At 70.3% G+C, this 19,446-nt stretch carries 20 protein-coding genes; 9 read left to right on the forward strand and 11 right to left on the reverse strand.

From position 1 onward, the window contains the following. Positions 1-192: 192 nt before the first annotated feature. Complete coding sequence (locus ABZX22_RS27125; RefSeq protein ID WP_354913953.1) at positions 193-1,152, reverse strand: hypothetical protein; 960 nt, start codon at positions 1,150-1,152, stop codon at positions 193-195. Continuing rightward, a complete protein-coding gene (locus tag ABZX22_RS27130) occupies positions 1,145-1,636 on the reverse strand; it encodes a SigE family RNA polymerase sigma factor (protein ID WP_354913955.1) in 492 nt (163 codons plus the stop codon). The genes ABZX22_RS27125 and ABZX22_RS27130 overlap by 8 nt, the downstream gene beginning before the upstream one ends. Positions 1,637-1,787: 151 nt before the next feature. Here ABZX22_RS27130 and ABZX22_RS27135 point away from each other — a divergent pair, with 151 nt between their 5' ends. Then, the gene (locus ABZX22_RS27135; protein WP_354913957.1) at positions 1,788-2,684 is read left to right on the forward strand and encodes a Gfo/Idh/MocA family oxidoreductase; all 897 of its coding nucleotides are present in this window, start codon (positions 1,788-1,790) and stop codon (positions 2,682-2,684) included. A gap of 36 nt (positions 2,685-2,720) precedes the next feature. After that, positions 2,721-3,860 (forward strand): hypothetical protein, encoded by a 1,140-nt coding sequence (locus tag ABZX22_RS27140; protein WP_354913958.1) that lies wholly within the window; start codon positions 2,721-2,723, stop codon positions 3,858-3,860. Between the two features lie 87 nt (positions 3,861-3,947). Here the strand turns inward: ABZX22_RS27140 and ABZX22_RS27145 are convergent, their stop codons facing one another. Beyond that, positions 3,948-4,601 carry a winged helix-turn-helix transcriptional regulator gene (locus tag ABZX22_RS27145; RefSeq protein ID WP_354913960.1) on the reverse strand — a complete coding sequence of 218 codons (654 nt, stop codon included), beginning with the start codon at positions 4,599-4,601 and terminating at the stop codon, positions 3,948-3,950. A 141-nt stretch (positions 4,602-4,742) separates the two neighbouring features. On the opposite strand from ABZX22_RS27145, the gene ABZX22_RS27150 reads away from it, so the two are divergent. Then, a complete protein-coding gene (locus ABZX22_RS27150; RefSeq protein WP_354913962.1) occupies positions 4,743-5,594 on the forward strand; it encodes an alpha/beta hydrolase in 852 nt (283 codons plus the stop codon). A 57-nt stretch (positions 5,595-5,651) separates the two neighbouring features. On the opposite strand, the gene ABZX22_RS27155 is transcribed toward ABZX22_RS27150, so the two are convergent. Further along, positions 5,652-5,999: a DoxX family protein gene (locus ABZX22_RS27155; RefSeq protein ID WP_354913964.1), complete on the reverse strand. Its 348-nt coding sequence runs from the start codon at positions 5,997-5,999 to the stop codon at positions 5,652-5,654. A gap of 331 nt (positions 6,000-6,330) precedes the next feature. Between ABZX22_RS27155 and ABZX22_RS27160 the strand changes: the two genes are divergently transcribed. The 4 genes from ABZX22_RS27160 to ABZX22_RS27175 are packed head-to-tail and all read left to right on the forward strand — an operon-like array spanning position 6,331 to position 8,768. Next, positions 6,331-6,870, forward strand: a complete 540-nt coding sequence (locus ABZX22_RS27160) for a DinB family protein (protein ID WP_354913966.1) — start codon at positions 6,331-6,333, stop codon at positions 6,868-6,870. A gap of 44 nt (positions 6,871-6,914) precedes the next feature. Continuing rightward, positions 6,915-7,259: a hypothetical protein gene (locus ABZX22_RS27165; RefSeq protein WP_354913968.1), complete on the forward strand. Its 345-nt coding sequence runs from the start codon at positions 6,915-6,917 to the stop codon at positions 7,257-7,259. Between the two features lie 52 nt (positions 7,260-7,311). Further along, positions 7,312-7,782, forward strand: coding sequence for a pyridoxamine 5'-phosphate oxidase family protein (locus ABZX22_RS27170; protein WP_354913969.1), 471 nt, complete (start codon positions 7,312-7,314; stop codon positions 7,780-7,782). After that, the gene (locus tag ABZX22_RS27175; protein WP_354913971.1) at positions 7,779-8,768 is read left to right on the forward strand and encodes an NADPH:quinone reductase; all 990 of its coding nucleotides are present in this window, start codon (positions 7,779-7,781) and stop codon (positions 8,766-8,768) included. The genes ABZX22_RS27170 and ABZX22_RS27175 overlap by 4 nt, the downstream gene beginning before the upstream one ends. A gap of 52 nt (positions 8,769-8,820) precedes the next feature. On the opposite strand, the gene ABZX22_RS27180 is transcribed toward ABZX22_RS27175, so the two are convergent. Beyond that, positions 8,821-9,789 carry a DUF1838 family protein gene (locus ABZX22_RS27180; protein WP_354913973.1) on the reverse strand — a complete coding sequence of 323 codons (969 nt, stop codon included), beginning with the start codon at positions 9,787-9,789 and terminating at the stop codon, positions 8,821-8,823. A gap of 195 nt (positions 9,790-9,984) precedes the next feature. Between ABZX22_RS27180 and ABZX22_RS27185 the strand changes: the two genes are divergently transcribed. After that, entirely contained in the window at positions 9,985-10,434 is a 450-nt protein-coding gene (locus ABZX22_RS27185; protein ID WP_354913974.1) for an SRPBCC family protein, read from the forward strand. A gap of 136 nt (positions 10,435-10,570) precedes the next feature. Here the strand turns inward: ABZX22_RS27185 and ABZX22_RS27190 are convergent, their stop codons facing one another. From ABZX22_RS27190 to ABZX22_RS27210, 5 genes are all read right to left on the reverse strand, one after another. Further along, positions 10,571-11,539, reverse strand: coding sequence for a TIGR04500 family putative peptide maturation system protein (locus tag ABZX22_RS27190; protein WP_354913976.1), 969 nt, complete (start codon positions 11,537-11,539; stop codon positions 10,571-10,573). Further along, positions 11,536-12,510, reverse strand: coding sequence for an MvdC/MvdD family ATP grasp protein (locus ABZX22_RS27195; RefSeq protein ID WP_354913978.1), 975 nt, complete (start codon positions 12,508-12,510; stop codon positions 11,536-11,538). The genes ABZX22_RS27190 and ABZX22_RS27195 overlap by 4 nt, the downstream gene beginning before the upstream one ends. Positions 12,511-12,583: 73 nt before the next feature. Then, a complete protein-coding gene (locus ABZX22_RS27200; protein WP_354913980.1) occupies positions 12,584-12,745 on the reverse strand; it encodes a hypothetical protein in 162 nt (53 codons plus the stop codon). 243 nt (positions 12,746-12,988) lie between these two features. Beyond that, positions 12,989-15,124 carry a peptidase domain-containing ABC transporter gene (locus ABZX22_RS27205; RefSeq protein ID WP_354913982.1) on the reverse strand — a complete coding sequence of 712 codons (2,136 nt, stop codon included), beginning with the start codon at positions 15,122-15,124 and terminating at the stop codon, positions 12,989-12,991. Positions 15,125-15,137: 13 nt separating this feature from the next. Then, a complete protein-coding gene (locus ABZX22_RS27210) occupies positions 15,138-15,548 on the reverse strand; it encodes a hypothetical protein (protein WP_354913984.1) in 411 nt (136 codons plus the stop codon). Positions 15,549-15,834: 286 nt separating this feature from the next. Between ABZX22_RS27210 and ABZX22_RS27215 the strand changes: the two genes are divergently transcribed. Next, complete coding sequence (locus ABZX22_RS27215) at positions 15,835-17,730, forward strand: WD40 repeat domain-containing protein (protein ID WP_354913986.1); 1,896 nt, start codon at positions 15,835-15,837, stop codon at positions 17,728-17,730. 72 nt (positions 17,731-17,802) lie between these two features. Here ABZX22_RS27215 and ABZX22_RS27220 read toward each other — a convergent pair whose 3' ends face one another. Then, a complete protein-coding gene (locus ABZX22_RS27220; protein ID WP_354913988.1) occupies positions 17,803-18,417 on the reverse strand; it encodes a DUF6461 domain-containing protein in 615 nt (204 codons plus the stop codon). Between the last annotated feature and the right edge of the window lie 1,029 nt (positions 18,418-19,446).

Genomic DNA, 19,446 nt, shown 5'->3' on the forward strand with positions numbered 1-19,446 from the left:
ATCTCGACCGGAACGGCTACGGCGGCCCCGGACCTGCGGGGAGTCCAGGCGGACCGAGCGGACCGGGCGAGCCGGGCGGGCCGAGTGGGCCGGGCAGGCGCGCACAGGGCAGGCCGAGCGGGCCGGAGCCGAGCGGACCGGGCGAGCCGGGCGGGCCGAGCAGATCGGGCGGGCGGGGGCGGTTCGCCGGTGTCAGGGCCGGGCCATGCCGGGGACCACGATCAGCGAGTCCTGCGGCAGCTCGAAGAGCTCCTTTCCGCCAGCCGACACCTTGCCGGCGGTGGAGACGACGTAGCCGTCCTCGCTCGGGCCGAGCGGTTGGCCGGCGAGCCGGTACCGCGTCAGCTCCTTGCCGTCCAGCCCGAACTCGATCATCGTGTTGGACGGGAACGCGAGGGCGTAGATCCGGTCCCCGTACACCTCGATCGTGGGCCCGCCGTCCTCGGTGACCAGCTCGGCGTCGCCGGCGTCCAGCGTGACCGGCCGGCCGCCCACCGTGAGCTCCACGCGCGTGGCGCGCTTGCCGTACTGGCTCTCGGCGAAGAGCACCAGCTCGCCCCGTGCCAGCCCGACGGGCTCGAAGCCGCTGGGCACCTCGGGCCGGGTGACCCGGCCGGTGGTCAGGTCGAACAGGAAGTAGGCGCCGACCTTGCCGCTGGCGTGGCCGGCCAGCAGGAGCGTGCGGGAGTCGGCCGACCACGCCCACGGGGTGACGGCTTCCCCCTGACCCGCCTGAGGGCCGTGGTAGACCGTGCTTCCGCTCAGGTCCTTGAGCTGGAAGCCGCTCGGGGTGGGCATGCCCAGCCAGCGGCCGTCGGGCGACAGGGTGAGGTTGCCCGGCGGTGGCGCGGTCTGCTCGCCCAGCAGGACCTGCCGTCCGTCAGTGAGCGTCAGGTACGTCGGGCACCCGTACATGCACGCGGTGTGGATGCTCCGCCCCACGCCGGACGGCTGCGCGGCCACGGACACCTCCGGGGAGGCCGGCCGGACGAACCACAGGCCGCCCACGACGGCGAGGACCGCCGCCACCGCCGCCACCGCGACGGCCGCCCGCCGCCGCCTCATGACGGCCAGGGCCCTGGCCGAGTCGGCGTAGTCACCCGCCTCCTGCTCCAGCGTGCGGTAGGCGGCCCGCAAGGCCTCGTCACTCATGTCCGACCTCCAGCAGTTCGGGCGCGAGTTGCCGCAGCCGCTTGAGCGCGTCGTGGGTGTGGCGCTTGACCGTGCCCACGGAGCAGCCGAGCTGCCTGGCGATCTCCGCCTCCGACAGGTCCTCGTAGAAGCGCAGGTAGAGAACCGCACGTTGCTTCGCTCCCAGCCTGGCCAGCGCGCGCGCCAGCATGACCTTGCTGTCGGTGCCGCCCGACGGGTCGGGCTGGACGGTCTCCGGCACCTCGGAGGTGGAGAAGAAGGCGAGCCTGCGCGGTCGCCGCCAGCTCCTGAGCTGGTTCAGCATGATCGTGCGGATGTAGGCCTCGGGATTGCCGCTCTCGGCGATCCTGCGCCAGCGGGCCGCCGCCTTCACCAGGGTGTCCTGGAGCAGGTCGGCCGCGGCGTGATGGTCGCCGGTGAGCAGAAAGGCGGTCCGCGACAACGACGGGCCGCGGGCGGCCACGAACTCCTGAAAGCCTCTCACATCAGCTACAACCCATCGGGGACGGTTCACGGTTGAGTCATCAGCGGAATCAGTCCGGCTCTGGATCAGCTTCGCGCCTCGGCCACATCTTGTGGGGTACGTTGTCCGGCTTCGCCATGCCTGTTACTCGACGGAACCTAGATTGGCTTCCATGCGCAAACGGATAGGCCTGGTCGGGGCAGGCCAGCGCGCTGCGGAAGTGCACGCGCCCGCGCTCGCCGCGTGCGCAGGGGTGGAGTTCGCCGGGGTCTGGTCGCCGTCCCCGCTCCCCCGGATCGAACTGGCCGACCGGCACCGGGTGCGGGCGTTCGACAGCTTCCACGACCTGCTGGACAGCTGCGACGCCGTCGCCCTCGCGGTGCCGCCCGCCGTCCAGGTCGAGTTCGCCGCCCACGCCGCGGAGGCGGGCAAGGCGCTGCTCCTGGAGAAGCCGGTCGCAGCGGACATCGCCGGCGCGGAGGACCTGGTCATGGCGGTCGATCGGGCCGGGGTCGTCTCGCAGCTCGCGCTGCCCTGGCGCCACGCGCCCGCGATCCAGCGCTTCCTGGCGGCGGCCGGGCGGACCCGGCCGGTGGGCGGCAGCGGCCGTGCCGTCTCGAGGACGCAGGCCGGGGGGTCGCCGGCGAGCCCGTGGCGGCTCGGACGCAGCGTCCTGCGCGAACTCGGCCCTGACCTCGTCGATCTGCTCGACGCCGCGCTGGGGAAGGTGGTCGGCGTGCGCGCGCAGGGCGACCCGTCCGGCTGGCTCGGCGTTCAGATGGAGCACCAGGGCGGTCGGTTCAGCCAGGCCTCCCTGTACGGCAAGGCAGCGGTCGACCGGCCGCGCGCCGACATCGAGATCTACGGGCCCGGCGGCACCGCCTCCGTCGACGGCGTGGCCGCGACGGACGGCGAGGCGTACGAGGCCATGTACGGAAGCTTCGCCGCGTGCGTCGAGCGCGGCACGCCGCCTCCCACGGACGTCCGGCACGGCCTGCGCCTGCAGCAGGTGATCGAGTCGGCGGAGGACGACCTGATCCGCGGCGGGCCGTCCGCGACCGCGCAATGAGATTCCAGCATCCGAACGCCATGACGAGGACATCGCATGATCACCAAGGACACCGTCGACCGTCTCATCCGCTTCGACAGCGGCGGCCTGCCGGTTCTCTCGCTGTACGTGACCGTGGGCCTTGACGGCTCCGACATCGTCCGTACCCGGTTGAACAGCCTCATCGCCCAGGTCCGCCCGCTCGCCGACGACCAGGCGCTCGATCGGCGGGCTCGCCTCTCGCTCCGGCAGGACATGGAGCGCATCATGGACATCTCAGCGCTCGGGCAGGGCACGACCGGCTCCGTCGCGGTGTTCGCCTGCAGCGACGCGGGACTGCTCGAGACCGTGCACCTGCCGCGCAAGGTGCGTGACAGGGTCGTGGTGGACCAGACCCCGTACGTGCGTCCCATGCTCGCGGTCCTCGACGAGTACCACCGCTGCTGCGTCCTGATCATCGACAGGGAGGCCGCCCGCGCGTGGGAGCTGTACCAGGAGGAGATCCACGAGATCGGCAAGGTGCGCGGGCGCGTGCTGCGCAAGCCGGACTACGCCGGCTGGGCCGGCTACGCCGAGTACCGGGTCCGCAACAAGGCCGACGACCTCGCCAAACGCCACTACCGCCAGACCGTGAACCTGCTGGACGAACTGTTCCGCACCGAGAGCTACGACCTGCTGATCGTCGGCGGCCAGAGCGACGACGTCACCGTCTTCCTGGACTTCCTGCCGCATCACCTGCGCTCGAAGGTCGCGGCGGTCTTCACCGTCGACGTGAGCAAGGCGACGGTCGAGGACATCCGCGAGAACGCCGAGCGCATCCTCGCCGACTACGAGCGTGAGGACGAGATCCGCCGGGTGCAGGAGGTGTTCGAGAGGGCCGCCACGGGCGGCAACGCCGCGATCACGATCGACGACTGCCTGTGGGGCGGCACCGTCGCCGCGGTCGACTACCTGCTCGTTCAGGACGGCGCCGAGGTGCCAGGGGTGGTCTGCGAGAAATCCGGCTGGCTGGCCCGCTCCGGCGAGACCTGTCCGCTCTGCGGCGGTCCCACGCGGCGGTCTCCCGACGTCCTCGAAGATCTGGCCGAAACGGTCATCGACGAAGGCGGCTCCGTCGAGCACGTCACCGCCGACACCCGGCTCAAGAACCACACCGCGGCCGCCGCCCTCCGCTTCCCCCTCCCGCCGAGGCCATGAGGACGGCCGGCCTGAGTGGCCGGAGCGGCCGGCATGGCCGGAGGCGCCGCGGACGGGGCACTCGGGGGATGGTTTCAGCGGTCGGCTTCAGCGTGGCGGGACCGCGCCGATCAGTCGTCTGACCGCCTCGAGGTCGCCCGTCACCGTGAGCCCGCCGTCCTCGATCGCCGCGGCCAGCGGGCGCTCGTGGCTCAGAACCGACTGCAGCGTGAGATGGTCGCTGTCCAGGCGGACGTCCGCCGGGCCGGAAACCTCGCCGCGCGCGACGGCGACCAGCTCGCCGTCGCGGACCTCGACACGGTAGACGTCGCGTTCCAGCGCGATCCGGTACGTCGCGGTCCACGGCGCGTCCGGCTGCGGCACGAAGAAGGCGCGCAGGCCGAGCAGGACGGTGTCCGCGCTGATCTCCCCGCTCAGCGGCACGACCGGGGAGCGCATGCCCCAGGTGCGCAGCGCCGCGAAGACCGGCTCCAGCTCGGCGCCCCATTCGGTGAGTTCGTACGTCCTGCTGGCCGCGGGAGGGGGCAGCGTACGCCGGCGCAGGACGCCGACCGCCTCCAGATCGCGCAGCCGCTGGGCGAGCACGCTGGGGCCGATCCCCGGCAGGGCGGCCTGCAGGTCGGCGTAGCGACGCGGTCCGAGGCGCAGCTCGCGCACCACCAGCAGCGCCCAGCGCTCCCCGATCATGTCGAGCGCGTGGGCGATCGGGCACGCCTGCCCGTACGTCCGCTTCCCCGTCATCGCAACCTCACCACAAATTGACTACGAAAAGAGTAGCAGAAACTACGATTTTCGAAGTAGCGTGATGGTGATGGATTCGCCCGACGCAGGAGGCCCACCATGCCCGACAGCCGGCCATCTCAGGCCACACCGGAGAGAACGGTGCACGTCAACGGCGTCGACCTGGCCGTCCAGGCCTTCGGCGACCCGGCCGGTCCCCCGATCCTGCTCATCTCCGGCGCGGAGGCGTCCATGGACTGGTGGGACGACGACTTCACCGCCCGCCTCGCCGCAGCCGGCCGATACGTGATCCGCTACGACACCCGCGACACCGGCCGCTCCACGACGTTCCCCGTCGGGGCGCCGCCGTACACGCAGGCCGACCTCATCACCGACGCGCTCGGCGTGCTCGACGCGTACGGCCTGGCCGCGGCGCACATCGTGGGGATCTCGATGGGCGGCGGCATCGCGCAGCGGCTCGGCGTCGAGCACCCCGGACGGGTGCTGTCCCTCACCTTGATGTCCACCAGCCCCGGCGGGCCCGGCGGTCCCGACCGTCCCGACCTGCCGCCCATGAGCGCGGCGCTGGCCGCCATGTTCGAGGAGCCGGCCCCCGGCCCCGACTGGTCCGACCGTGAAGCCGTCATCGCCTACTTCCTCGCCGCCGAACACGCCTTCTCCGGCACCATCCCGGTCGACGAGGACTGGATACGGCGCGTCGCCGGGCGCGCGTTCGACCGCAGCCCCGTCCCGGCCGCGGCGTCGAACCACTGGACGATCGAGGGCGGCGAGCCGATCCGCCCCCGCCTCGGCGAGATCACCGCGCCCACCCTGGTCATGCACGGCACCGACGACCCGCTCTTCCCGTACGGCCACGCCGAGGCGCTGGCCCGCGAGATCCCCGGCGCCTCGCTGATCCCGCTGCCCGGCATGGGCCACCAGATGCCGCCCGCCCAGGTGTGGGACACGGTCATCACGGCGATCGTCAAGCACACCGAACCCGCCACGCGCTGACCGGCCCCGGAACGGCCGGGCCGTCCGGGGCCGCCGCGCCGTTCCGGACCGCGGTGCTCAGCCGGCGTACGCCAGCGCCAGGGAGGCCACCACCGGCGCCACGTACATCAGCGGGAACGCCACGTGCGAGAACGACCGCGCCCGTACCACGGTCATGACCGCTCCCGTGAAGTACAGCACGAGGCCGATCCCCGCCATGACCCCGATGACCGGCACGAACAGCCCGACCAGCAGGCCCATCGCCCCTGCGGCCTTGGCCGCGCCGAGCCAGGGCCACCACGCGCGCGGAACGCTGTAGTCGGCCAGGGGCTGCACCACCCACGTGGCCCGGAAGAAGATCGACCCGGCCGAGAAGCCGACCATGGCGGCGGCCAGGATGGTGACGACGACGTAGGTGGTGAACATCTGACATGCTCCTCATCGGGGGGCCGCCGGAGGCTCGCTCCGGCCGGGGTCTTGCGTCTTCACTGTGTCGACCCGGCCCGGCCCGCGAGTGTGACAGGACGCCGGAAGATTTCTTCAGCGGGGCGCGACATTCCCGGGGGCACCACGCCGACCTGCGGTTTCCCGCTCGCCGACACATGACCACCGGCCCTTCACGGATCGCGCGCCACGACCCTCCGGCGCCCCGAAGCACAGGGACTTCGGGCCGCCCGCTCGCGTCGTGCCCGCCCATCGGGCGGAACCTCGCGTTTCCCCGGATCTGGCGGCAACCGGCGCCGTAGGCTCGCTGACCATGACCACTGTGGACGAACACGGCCGCCCGGAGCCGCTCCTCACCGGCGACGAGACCGCCACACTCCTGGGCTTCCTCGACTACCAGCGCGCCACGCTGGCCTGGAAGTGCTCAGGCCTCGACGCCGCCGGCCTGAGCGCGACGGTCGGCGCCTCCTCGATGACCCTCGGCGGGCTGCTGAAGCACCTGGCCTACGTCGAGGACCACTGGTGCTCCCGATGGCTGCACGGACGCGACCGGCAACCCCCCTGGGACACGGTGGACTGGACGGCTGCTCCCGACTGGGACTGGCACTCGGCCGCCGAGGACACCCCCGAGCAGCTTCACGCGCTCTGGCAGGACACGGTGGCCCGCTCCCGTGCCCTGGTCGCGCAGGCGCTGGCCGACGGCGGGCTGGAGCAGCCGGCCCGCCGTACCTGGCCGGACGGCCGGACACCCAGCCTCCGCTGGATCCTGGTCCATCTGATCGAGGAGTACGCCCGGCACAACGGCCACGCCGACCTCCTCCGCGAGTCGGTGGACGGCCTGACCGGCGAGTAGGTCACGCCTGGATCCCTTGGGCCGGCCCGGTAGCGTTGCGGGCCATGCGCTCGTCCACGGCCGAGATCCGGCGTCTGTTCCTCCACGCCGGCCACTTCCAGTTCTACCTTCAGGACGCCGAAACGTACGGCGACGCCATCGAGGACGGTGACGACGACGGAGATCCCTGGACCGAGGAAGCCTCGCAGTCGCTGAGAATCGGGGTGGAGACCGCTTCGATCGCCGTGGGCACGGCCCGCGAGGACTGGGTCCTGATGACGCTCCGCATGCATGGGTCGCCGCCGGTGGTGACCACGAGCCCGCCCGAGGTCACCGGCCGGTCCGCTCCCCGCCCCCCGCCATCGGTGACGGTGACGGTGAGATCGGCTGGATGCGCGCGGAGAGGGTAGAGACCTTCTCCTCCCTCCAAGGCCGAAGCTCGGCCGTTCCGAAGGAGAGGCGATGAAGACCATCGACGACGACATGCGACTGATCGTGGACAGCGCGCGGTTGTCCTTCGTGGCCACCGTGTGCCCCGACGGCTCGCCCAATCTCTCGCCCAAGGGGTCGATGCGGGTGTACGACGACGAGCACATCGCCTTCATGGACATCGCGTCCCCGAACACGGTCGCCAACCTCGAACGCGACCCCCGTATCGAGATCAACTCGATCGACGTCTTCCGCAGGCGGGGCTACCGGTTCAAGGGCACCGCGGAGTTCCGCGAGCCGGGCGACCCCGTGTACGAGTGGCTGCACACCTGGCTGCTCGACCTGAACGGCCCCGGCTACCCCGCCCATCGCGTGATCCTGGTGCACGTGGAGAGGGCGCTGCCGATCCTGTCCCCCGCTTACACCTTCGGCGGCGCCGACGAGAGCGATCTCCGGCAGGCGTGGGCGCGGACGTACCTCGCCGACCTGGAAGCGGAACGATGAGCGACCAGGAGACCATGACCGCGGCTTACGTCACGCGGCCGGGCCCCGCGGACGAGATACGGGTCGGCCGGCTGCCGGTGCCCGAGCCGGGCTCGTCGGAGGTCCTGGTGAAGGTGCTGGCGCTCGCCGTCAACCACGTCGACACCTTCGTCCGCTCCGGCGCCTACCGGACGCGCCTGCCGTACCCGTTCATCATCGGCCGTGACCTGGTGGGAACCGCGGTCGCGGCGGCGCCGGGGTTCGCCCCCGGCGACCTGGTGTGGTGCAACAGCCTCGGGCTCGACGGTCGCCAGGGATCCTTCTCCGAGTACGCCGTCGTGCCCGCCGACCGGCTGTACCACCTGCCCGGCGGCGTGGATCCGGAGAACGCGGTCGCCTCCCTGCACACCGCGGCCACCGCGTATCTCGGCCTGTTCGAGGAGGCCGGGCTGCGGGTCGGAGAGACGATCGTGGTGACCGGCGCGGGCGGCGGGGTCGGCACGGCCACCGTCCAGCTCGCCGCGGCGGCGGGGGCGCGGGTCATCGCGACCGCGCGCGAGGAGGACTTCGACTGGTGCCGGCGGTGCGGCGCCGACGAGGTCGTCGACTACCACGACCCGGACATGTACCCGGAGATCGCCAAACTCGCGCCCGACGGCGTGGACGTGTTCTGGGACAACGCCGGCCTGCACCACCTGGAGCAGACCGTCCCCCTGCTCGCCCTCGGCGGCCGGATGGTCATCCTGGCCGGTCTTCGCGCCGCCCCCGTACTCCCCGTGGGGCAGCTCTACACGCGCAACGCCAGCCTGCGCGGCTTCGTCATCAGCAACGCAGGCGTGACCGAACTCGCCGCGGCGGCCACGGCGATCAACCATCTCCTGGCCCGGGGCACCCTGGTGTCCAGGATCGGCATGCGGCTGCCGCTCACCGAGGCCGCCCGCTCCCACCGCCTCCAGGAGGGCGCCGAGCAGCACCGCCTTCGCGGACGCATCGTCGTCCTCCCATGACGGGGACCCCGGTGGTGTCTCGCTTGTCAGGACCTCGACCTGATCGTGGTCGTCAGGCCTTCCCGTTGGCGGCGCACCAGCCCGCCCACGTGGTGGCGCCCTTGCCCAGCTGCTTGTTGTAGAAGGAGGTCCAGGAGTTCTCGCTCGGGCCGGGCGCGGTGGGAGCGGCCTTGAAGAGCGGGTAGCCGGCGTCGACCTCCGCACGCAGCCACGGCTCGATGTCGAGGTAGGACGGCAGCGACCAGCTACGGGCATGGTAGGTGAGCTGCCCGCGGACGTCGGTCTCCGGCATGCACATGAACGGCGCCCACGGGGAAGTCCTGGACCAGCTGATCTTGGTCTTCATCGCACCCTTGGGGACGGTGCCCGCGATCGTGCGAGCCGCGACCTCGCGGTCGTCGACGTAGAAGTCGAACATCTCCTGAGCCGCGTAGACGCCGTTCACCAGGCCGAACGGCTCGCCCAACGTGCGCCCGAAGTCCGCGCGCACCGGGATGTCGCTGGTCCACACGGTCTCCTCGTGCATCTGCCGCAGGGGCGGGCCGACGAACGAGGAGGTGACGTTGAACGGGCCGAAGTTCACCGCGTCGTTGTTGATGGGGACGACGGGGTAGGTCCGGAGGTCGACCGGGTTCTTCCACTCCCGCACGATCTTCGTGGGGTCGGCGGGGTCGGTGTAGAAGACGATCTCGCGGGAGAGCTGGTAGAGCTGCGTGGTGCCGGGCACCCGGTACAGCCGCCGGATGTTGTAGCCCTCGATGTTGAACAGTTTCTGGCCGTGGCGCAGCTGCGGGTCGTAGGCGTTGCCCTCGATGTTGGCGTACACAGCTCCCGAGATCCGGAAGACCATGTCCCGCCCGTCCGGCCGCCCGTTGGTCTGCAAGGACAGCAGCCCGCTCTTGTCGGTGACCGTCCGGTAGACCGGCCCCGGCGATGTCGGATCATCCGTCGCCTCGTCCGCCGCCGCGCCAGGAACGGCGACGCACACCAACAACGCGGTGAGGGCTGCGGACAAGGTCAAACCACGACGCTTCAACAAGAGTGCTCCTGCGATACAGAGGGGTGACAGGGACGGTTGTGATCATTCCAGCCGACGAGACCCGGCCTCAACCGCCCGCCGCCCTCCTCCATGCTTCCCGGCTTCCCCGCGTGGGGGAATCTTGCGACAATTCCGCGACAGAACGCACAGGTACGGGAGGCCGGGGTGTCGAACAGCGTGCTGACCCACGCATTCCACGTGGACGTCGCCCCGGAGAAGGTGTTCGAGCACCTCACGACCCCGGAGAGCTACATCGGCCTGTCGCCCCTCGTGGTCGCCGTCAGGGATGTGGACCGGTCGGAGCCCGGCGTGATCCGGTACACGGCCGTCGAGCGCTTCCGGTTCCTCGGGATCTTCACGCACGACAACCCGATCACCGTGGCCCTCCACACCGACGGCCTGTCCGTCCACGGTGAGGTGCGCAGCCCGGGACGCGTTCACCTGACCTACCGCTTCGACCTCGAGCCGGACGGCACCGGCACCCGGGTGAACGACCGCCTCGACCTGACGGCCCCGCGGCTCGTGGCCGGGTTCGCCGCCGGGCAGGCGCACAAGGTCCAGCTCGCTCGCGCCCGGATCCTCGCAGAACGGCTGTCCACCCCTCACGAGGGCACCGCTCGCGACTGACCGGGCGCTGCCGCCGGCCCGACGCCTCAGCCGGCGTCCTCGCTAGCCCCCGACCAGGGACTCGCGCCGCCATGGCGCGGAGCGCGCCCGGAGGTACACCCCAGTCGATGCGCAGATCAGAGGTTGAACGACATGTTCACAGCCAATGCCACGTGATCTGCGCCCCCTGGGCGGCGTCGGCCAGCCACTGATCGAAGGCGGCCTCTCCCGCGGCCTTCAGCGTGTCGGCGTCCTCCACGGCCTCCTGCCGTTCGAGGATCAAGCCGGTGAGGAAGCGTCCTTCGAAGGGAACCGGCCCAACGGCAGCTCCGGCCGGTGCCTCTCGCAGAGGTGAGGGGAGATCGCCGGACCAGGTCCGGGCCTTGGTCAGCTGGAGCTCCCATCGGTCGGCGAGGGAGCCGTGGAGTTCGGCGACGTCGACCTCATCGTCTGACACCACCCAGGCCGCCCTTACCCGCGCGAACCGGTCACGATGCCGCGCCAGATATTCGGGGCCCAGTTCATCACGCATCCGGGTGCGGAACGTGTGGTCCCTGGCGATCGCCGCCATGTGGTCGTGGAACGCCTCGGCGCTCAGACCCATCCGGTCCAGCCACTCCTTCATGGCGTCCCGGCTGGTCAGGTCGCGCCGCCTGCGGAAGCTGTCCGCGGCCGCCTGGATGTCGTCCAGAGTGACCTGCTCCTTGGCGGCGGCGTCGCGCAGGAAGCAGAGCCGCACCAGCTCGTCCTGCGGCGACAGCCCGGGGCGGGTGAGCGAACGGAGCATGAGCATCGCCTCGGAAACGGAGACGTGCGTCCCGTTCACGGTCAGCAGCCGGCTGGCGGCCCAGTGCGTCGAATGATCGACGAGCCAGGACGCGCCGTCGTCCGCCTGGACGCCGATCATGATGGTGCCGCCCGACGGGTCGTCGATCAGCAGGTCGTAGTCGACGAGCGGTGACCCGGGACGCGGGCTGGCCACGAGCTGGGCGGCGAGTGAAGGATGCGCCGCGGCCCAGGCGTCAGCGGTGCGGTGTGCCTCCGCGACTGCGGAACGCCGACGGGTCAGCCCGCGGAGCAGGTTCACGGCGCTTTCCAGCGCCGGGCCGAGGGAGGATTGAGTCACCGCGCGTCCGTTTCTCCGGCCGTGAGCCAATCAGCGATGGCGGTGCTGATGGGCAGGCCGGTGAGATCTTCGATCCAGCCCCACTGGCCGTTGGGGTTGATTTCGAGAAACACGTACTCCCCTTCGGGGGTCAGGATGAGGTCGATCGCCCCGAACGACACACCGAGCGCGGCGACCAGGTCCACGCACCGGCGAGCCACGTCATCGGGCAGGTGATGCACGCTGTGCCGCGCGCGGTCGAAGTCGTAGTGACGCCAGTCGTCCCGCGTACGCGGCGAGTCCTGCGAGGCGATCTCGGCGGCGAAGACCTGCTGCCCGACCACCGTGACGCGCAACTCCACCGCCTTGCGAACGTACGGCTGCAAGATGGTCGGCTCATGGGCGATCCGGCTCCGGCCCACGAGATCCCTCCGGTTCACCACGGTGGTGTACACGGTGTGCGCCTCGCCGTCGATCTGGAACGAGGTGTGCTCGATCGGTTTCGTGATCAGCCGACCGTCCGCCCGGTCATAGGCAGGCGCCAGCTCGGACGGATCGTTGGTGATCACGGTCGGCGGCACGGCGAAGCCCAGTTCCTGGGCGACGGCCAGGTGGACCAGCTTGTTGTGCGCCCTGCGCAGCACCGGCTCCCGGCCCGGCAGCCATCGCGCGTCCAGCAGGTCCCAGAAGCCGTCGAGAAACCACTCCGAGAGTTCCCCGACGCGATCCCGCAGGTCGGCCGCCGTGACCTGCTCCGCGGCACGCGGGGAGCCGGGGCGCCGGTACCACACGGCCGTCGTCGCGGCGAGGTCGACGACATCCCCGCCTCTGGCCAGGACGAGCCGGGTTCCGTCCGCGTCGAAGCGGGCGGTCAGCCGGTCCGCCGGATACTCACCGGGATCCCACCACAGAACGTCCACGCCCCGGGCTTTCAGCTTGGGCAGGACCATGTGAACCGTGGCGTCGCCGGGTTCACTCAGAATCAGCAGCAACCTTCCCCCTCAACCGCGCGGGAGGGACGCGCTGCCCTCCCACGCGGTGCTATGAGTTACGCGCCGGTCAGGACTAGTAGTCCGAGACCCACCCGTCGGACGGCTGGCCGTTCTCTCCGGCCGTGTGGTAGCAGCGCTCCATCCGCCGGCCGCCGGAAACGAGGCCGAGGTCGACCTCGGCGATCGGCGTCAGCTCGGCGCTCAGATCGTCCAGGTCCACGACCTTCTTATCCATGTTCTTTCCTCCTTCGAACGTGAGTCGTGAGCTTCGCGTGGAGACGTGCGAAGACGTCTCCAGCTCACGGATGAAGCACACAGCCCGGCCCTTGGAAACGGCTTGGAGGTGGCTGTGGGCAAGAGATGTCCCGAGTTCCTCTGAGTTGCGTGACCTCAGGACCTGGGCGTTCGTGCCGGTAATCCGGATTCTTCGGGTGTCGATGAGGCGGATTCCAGCCGGAGCTGGTGCGGGACTTGGAGATCACTGCAGCGGATCCTGGCTGCTCACCAGCGCCGCGTAGTGGCCGTCCAGCGCCAGCAGCTCCCCGTGCCGGCCGTACTCGGCGATCCTGCCGTTGTTGACGACGACGATGTGGTCCGCGCCGCGGACCGTGCTCAGTCGGTGAGCGATGACGATGCGGGTCTGGGTCAGCCGGGAGAGGTTGGCGTCGATCGCGGCCTCCGTCACCGTGTCCAGGTGGCTGGTGGCCTCGTCCAGGAGCAGCACGCGGGGCCGGTTCAGCAGCGCTCGGGCCAGGGCGATCCGCTGGCGCTGGCCGCCCGAGAGGCCGCCGCCCTCCGACAGCATGGTCTCGTACCCCATGGGCATGGCCGAGATGTCGTCGTGGATGCAGGCCATGCGCGCGGCGAAGACCACCTCCTCCAGGGTGGCGTCGGGCCGGTTCAGGCAGATGTTCTCGCGGATGCTGCCCGAGAACAGCGCGGGCTCCTGGGTGACGACGCCGAAGTGGTGCCGCAGCGACGCGCGATCCAGGCAGGCCAGCGGTCGACCGTCGTAGCGGATCGTCCCTGTGGACGGCTCGTAGAGCCCCAGCAGGACGCGTGCCAGGGTGCTCTTGCCCGAGCCCGACCTGCCCACGAGCGCGACCTTCTCTCCGGCTCGTACGCGCAGCGAGATCTCGTGCAGCGTCCACGGCGACTGCGCGTCGTAGCGGAAGGAGACCCGGTCCAGCTCGATCTGGCCGTCCAGTTCGGTGACCGTGATCTGGCCGCGCGGTTCCGGCGTGGATTCCATGATGTCCCTCAGCCGCTCGACGTGGGTTCTGACGGTCTGGAGCGTCTGGCCCGCCGACAGCAGCGAGGAGATGGGTGCGAGCGCGGCGCCTGCCAACCCGACCAGCGCCAGCGTCGCCCCCAGTTCGCCGTCGCCGCCGAGGACCTGCCAGCTTCCCGCCCACAGCAGACCGGCGGGCGCCAGGAAGCGGATGCTCTCGAGGACCGAGTTCACCCCGTTCTCGGTGACGCGCACGCGGGAGTCGGCGTTGAGGTAGGAGACGAACAACCGGGCCCAGGCGTGCGCGGCCTGGCGCTCGGCGCCGGACGCCTTCAGCGTCTCCATGCCGCCGATGGCCTCCATCAACCGCCCCTGGGCATCGGCCTGCGCGGCCAGCTCGCGTTGGGTGAGATCGCCGATGCGGCGCTTGGTAAGCAGCACGACCAGCGCCTGGATCAGGGCGAACGCCACCAGGCAGCCGCCCAGCGCCGGGGCCTGGACGGTCACCAGGACGAGGTATCCGAGTGCCAGCGGCCCATCCAGCAGCGCCGCTGTGACCTGGCCGGTGATCAGCGTGCGGAGCACACTCACGCTCGCGGTGCGCTGGATCAGGTCGCTGGTGCCACGATGCACGAAATAGCGGTACGGCAGGCTGAACAACTGCTGTATCACCTGGGTGGTGAGCAGCCCGTCCACGCGTATGCGCAGGTTGAGCAGGACGGTGGAGCGTAAGTAGCCGAGTGTCAGATGGATCAGGCCGAGTATCGCCAGTCCCACCCCGAGCACGACCAGCAGCCGGTCGGCGTGGACAGGGAGCACGGCGTCGATCAGCACCTTGGTGAACCCCTGCACCGCCAGCCCGGCAACCTGCAGGAGCGCGGAGATGGCCAGGATCTGCCCGAGGAGTCCCCGCTGCCTGAGCAGCATGGTCGTGAGGAAGGACGTCAGCCAGGGCGCCGCGCCGGGGTTTCCCGGCCGGAACCGCTCCGTTGGCGCGAAGGTGAGGACCACGCCGGTGAAACCGGCGTCGAACTCCTCGTGGGTCAGCCTGCGCCGGCCGGCCGCCGGGTCGGCGATGCTCACCGACGTCGCCGTCCACGCTTCAAGCACCACGAAGTGCCGGAACTCCCAGTGGACGATCGCGGGCAGCGGGATCTTCGCGAGATCCTCCGGCTCGAGGGAGAACGCCTTGGCCTCCAGGCCGTACTGCCGCGCGGTCTTGACGATGGCGAGCGCGGACAGGCCGTCCCTGCCGACTCCCGCGAGATCGCCGATCTCTCGGACCGTGGTCGGCCTGCCGTACCAGCTCAAGATCATGGCCAGGCAGGCGGCGCCGCATTCGGCCAGCCCGCTCTGCAGCCGCAGGGGAACGCGTCTTCTCATCGGAGTCTTCGCATCAGTGATCGACAAGAAGTTGTTCCAGAACAGTGCTGGAGCCTGTCTCCAGGACGAGGTCTCCCACCGCCGGGGACGTGACGGCCGACGGGCAGCTCACGACGATCTTCCGGCTCCGGCTCGGAAGGACCGCGCAGGTGAGATCGGTGTCGGCCACCCTGAGTACGGCACGCGCCCCAGGTGTGGCCCGGGGCCGGCCCTCCGGCAGCTCCGCCACGGCTCGGCCGTCGCGGAGCGTGGCGGGGACGCGCAGGTGCCCGGGAACGGGCAGTACGGCCAGCTCTGCCAGCACCACGGTGAGTACGGCCGCGGTCGCCCAGAAGGCGGCGAGCTCCCGGCGCGACGCCATCCAGAGCCGTTCCCGCCTGACGCTCCCCTGCGACAGCCGCCGCAAGGCGCTCTCGCGAAACATCACGGGTGTCCCCCGAGCGCTCAACGTTGACTCCTTCCGCCCGGAAACATCCGCATGGATCATGCCCATCGCGACTTGTGACTGACTTGGACCGAGCCTGGACGGGCGCGTCCCGGCCACCGCATGACCACGGCCAGGACCGAGGCGCAGGGCTCGGGGGCGAGCTCCGCGACGCCGAGCCGTCGGGTCGTCGGAGCCTCCGCGGCTCCCGCGACAAGACACGGCAAGACAGGGCAAGGCGGTCGGATGCGACAACTTTGGGCGAAGAATCTTCATCTAACGCGCCGTGGACGCACTGAGCGCGGGGGATCCGCAGCGCATCGGGGATTACTGGCTGGCTGGACGCATTGCCCACCGTGCCCTCAGTTCGGACGGCCGCACACTCGTCAGCGTCAGCGAGGCCGGCGTGAACGTCTACGACGTCCACACCGGCAAGCGCACCGGCGGCTGGGCAGGGCTGAGGATGAAGGACGGGACTCCCCAGGAGCCGGCGCTCAACAAGAGCGGTCGCCTGCTCGCCCTGATCATCGGTTCGGAGCTCGGCGTCTGGGACCTCGCCTCGGGCAGGCAACTGGTGCGGCGCTCCCTGTCGGAACGCGGCCAGTTCGGCGTGACGTGGGGTGAGCACGAGTCGATCCTCACCGTGATGTACCAAGGCGACATCGTCTACCTGTTGGACGTGGCGACCGGCAAGCAGTTCGGCAAGGCTCTCTACGCGGAAGGCGGCACGATGCCGTGGCAGGCTCCGCTCGTCGATCCGACAGGCGAACACCTGCTGCTGGCGGGTGGCCGCTTCGACGAGCTGGCGCTGCCGGGCTGGACCCCTGAGCGGCGCCTGGCGCCCTGCCGCACGCACCGGGACGTGGCGGCCTTCACCCCGGACGGCAAGACCGTCGCCTGCGCGGCCGCCACCATCGCGCTCGTCGACGCGGCGACCGGCCGCGAGCTCAAACGGGGCGATGACGACTGGGCCTGCGACATCTGCTCGAAGTCCACGGCCCGGCTGCGCTTCAGCCAGGACGGCGACTACCTGGCCGCCTTCGCCGAACGCGAGCTGCGCGTGTGGAAGGTCGCCGACCGGCAGCAGATCCTCACCTACCGAGCCGAGGACGAGCTGACCGACGTTCGCTTCGACGCCGACGGCAGGACCCTGCGCTACCTGTACGACAACATGGTCATCAGCCTCGACCTGGCGCCGAGAGCCGACGCCACCCATGTTCGGAAGGGAGTGGCGAAACTCAGTCCCGAAGGACGGTGGGCGGCGATGGAGGATCCCGATCAGAACCGCCTCGGACTCTGGGACCTGCGCGCCCGCAAGGAGGTGGCGACCTTCCCGCTCGGCGAATTCGGGGCATGGGGATTCGACCGGACCGGCACACGCATGCTCGTCGCCGACATCACGAGCGTGCGGCTGATCGACCTCGCGACACGCAAGAAGCTCTGGCAGATCTCCACGCCCCACACGGACACGAACAACCCCGAGCGTGCCGACTTCAGCCAGGACGGCAAGACGATCACACTCACGCTCCAGCCGTCCACCCAGGAGGGCGACTTCCGGCTCCTCGTGCTGGACACCGCCGGCGGGCGCCTCCTGCGCACGTTCAGCTCGCAGATCGACGGCGGGCCGTACACGCCGGACGGGCGCCTCGCCTCGACTTTCGGCAGGTTCATCGACCCCACCGCCGGCAAGCCGGTCGACGCGGCCTTCGATGTCGTACGCGGCGCCTCGGCGGTGGCCGTCAGCGGCCAGGGGCGGCTGGCGTTCAGCGCCGGTCCGGCCGGCCGCATCGCGATGTGGACGGCCAAGGGCCCGGACCTGCTCACGCCGGTCCTGCGCGGGACGACGGGTGAGATCGAGGAACTGGCCTTCTCCCCCAAGGGCGATCTGCTCGCCAGCGTGACCAGGGAGGGCATCCTCCAGATCTGGGACGTCAACACCATGCGGCGGCTCGGCGGCGCGTTCAACCTGCACGGCTCCCAGATCACCTCGCTCGCCTTCAGCCCGGACGACTCCACCGTCTACGCCGCCGACTGGGGTTCCGTCTACAAGATCCCGATCGGTGCCGAGCGGATCGTCCAGGACGTGTGCCGCCGCGCCGGGCACCCGCTCTCCCCGGCCGACTGGGCCGCCTTACTCAAGGACGTCCCCTACCGCGACATCTGCCCGGCCGGGCAGCCCTAGCGAGCCGGCCTTTCCGGCCCGACTCAGGAGCGGGACCCTCTTTTCCATGCACGAGGGTCCCGCCTCGTTCCGTCAGCCCGTCAGGAAGAACGGCGCTTCGCCGACCCACTCCTCGCTCAGCCTCACTCCTGTGGCGAGCTCGACAGCCGTCAGAGCGGCAGCCCGCCAGCTTTCCCCCTTCTTCCACTCGAAAAGAGGAAGGACCGCCTGCACCTGCGGCCACCGCTCCCAACCCGGCAGCCCCATCGCCTCTTCGGCGTAGATGGCGTTGAAGGAGAGCACCATCTCCCCGTCGGCGGCGAAGCCGACGGAATTGGTGCCGTTGACGTTCCAGTAGGCGCTGTAAGCTCGTCCACCCACGCTCAGGCGGGGAAGCACCGGCGGATAGACGCCCTGAAAACCGTTGTACTCGAAGAGCGCGACATGCCGATCCGAACGATCGACGAGCATGGCCCAGGGCGCGTCATCGGACAGATCCATGAACACCTCCTCATCCTCGAAGGTGTCCGTCTCGTGGACCTCGTAGTGTCCCGCCCCGCTCACCCGTTCACCGAGCTCCGCGAGACTTGACGGAGACCCGTCGTGGGGCACGACCACCGTCCAGCAGATGGCCTCTCCCATCCAGCTGTCATCGAGCAACCGCCGGTAGTGCAGGTACGCCTCACGCGCCATCCGCTCATCGACCACGCTTGACCTCCATCGACCCAGGGCGAGGAAAGATCATCCCAAGCAGGGCCGACAGAAGCGCAGCCGCTGCTTCTCCTCAGCCCACCACTCGAGGCTCAACCTGGCCCCCGTGGTCAGCTCGGTCGTCGCCGGCGCCGCCACTCGCCGGCTCTTGCCCCTTCTCCACCTGAAGTGTGGCGCCATGGCGATCAGCTCCGGCCAACGCGCGAGATTCGGTTCGTGTCAGCGCCCCACAGGCCGGCCATCGCTCATGTCTGGTCGTTCTCCTTCCGTCGAGGTGGGACCAGGGCTCGGCCCGTTGATCATCGATTCGGGTCCGGCTAAGGTCGAGGGATTTGTCGGCTAGATCTCCCTGGAGTTACGCGTGCGCCGCTATCACTTCGGCCGGCTCGCCGGGCTGGTCGCCGGCGGCTACGTGGCCGCGGTCGTCGTGCTCGGGGTCATCGCGATGGCCGGAGGCGACAGCGGGGTCCTTGTGTGGACCGCGGCACTGCGGTGGGTGAGGGGGCCGGTCACCCTCCAATGGTGGGAGGCGCTGTACCTGATCTTCCTTGGCGGGGTACAGGGCTGGATGCTGTGGCAGGTTCTCCGCGGACGGGTGTCGGGAGAGAGGTCCCGAAACGAAGGGGCCGTCCGCCGGCTGCGGCTGGCGCTCTATCTCAACGCCGCCTCCTCCCTGGTCTTCCGGGTGCTGCCTTCGCCGTGGTGGGTGGATCTCCTCGACGGCATCGCGTGGCTGGCGCTCGTGCTGCTGTTCCCTCGCGTGCTGATCCGTGCCTCCCGCGCGCTGCGCGTCACCGCGCTGGTGGTGGGGGCGTTCATCGGTGTGCGCGCGATCGGTGGGACCTTGGCCGACGCGTTCGACCTCCGTCTCGCCGAGAGGATCCTCTCCTTCGGCCTGCTGGGCGGTCTGCCGTGGATCCTGTGGATGGTGCTGATTCTGGTGGCCCAGGCGAAGGACGGCAGGTGGGGAAGGACCACCGTATGGGTGGGAGCCGCCTCCGTGACGCTGCCGCACCTCCTGGTGCC

Origin of the sequence: Nonomuraea sp. NPDC003804 (assembly GCF_040610675.1) — a bacterium.
In the GTDB taxonomy this organism is placed as follows: Bacteria; Actinomycetota; Actinomycetes; order Streptosporangiales; family Streptosporangiaceae; genus Nonomuraea.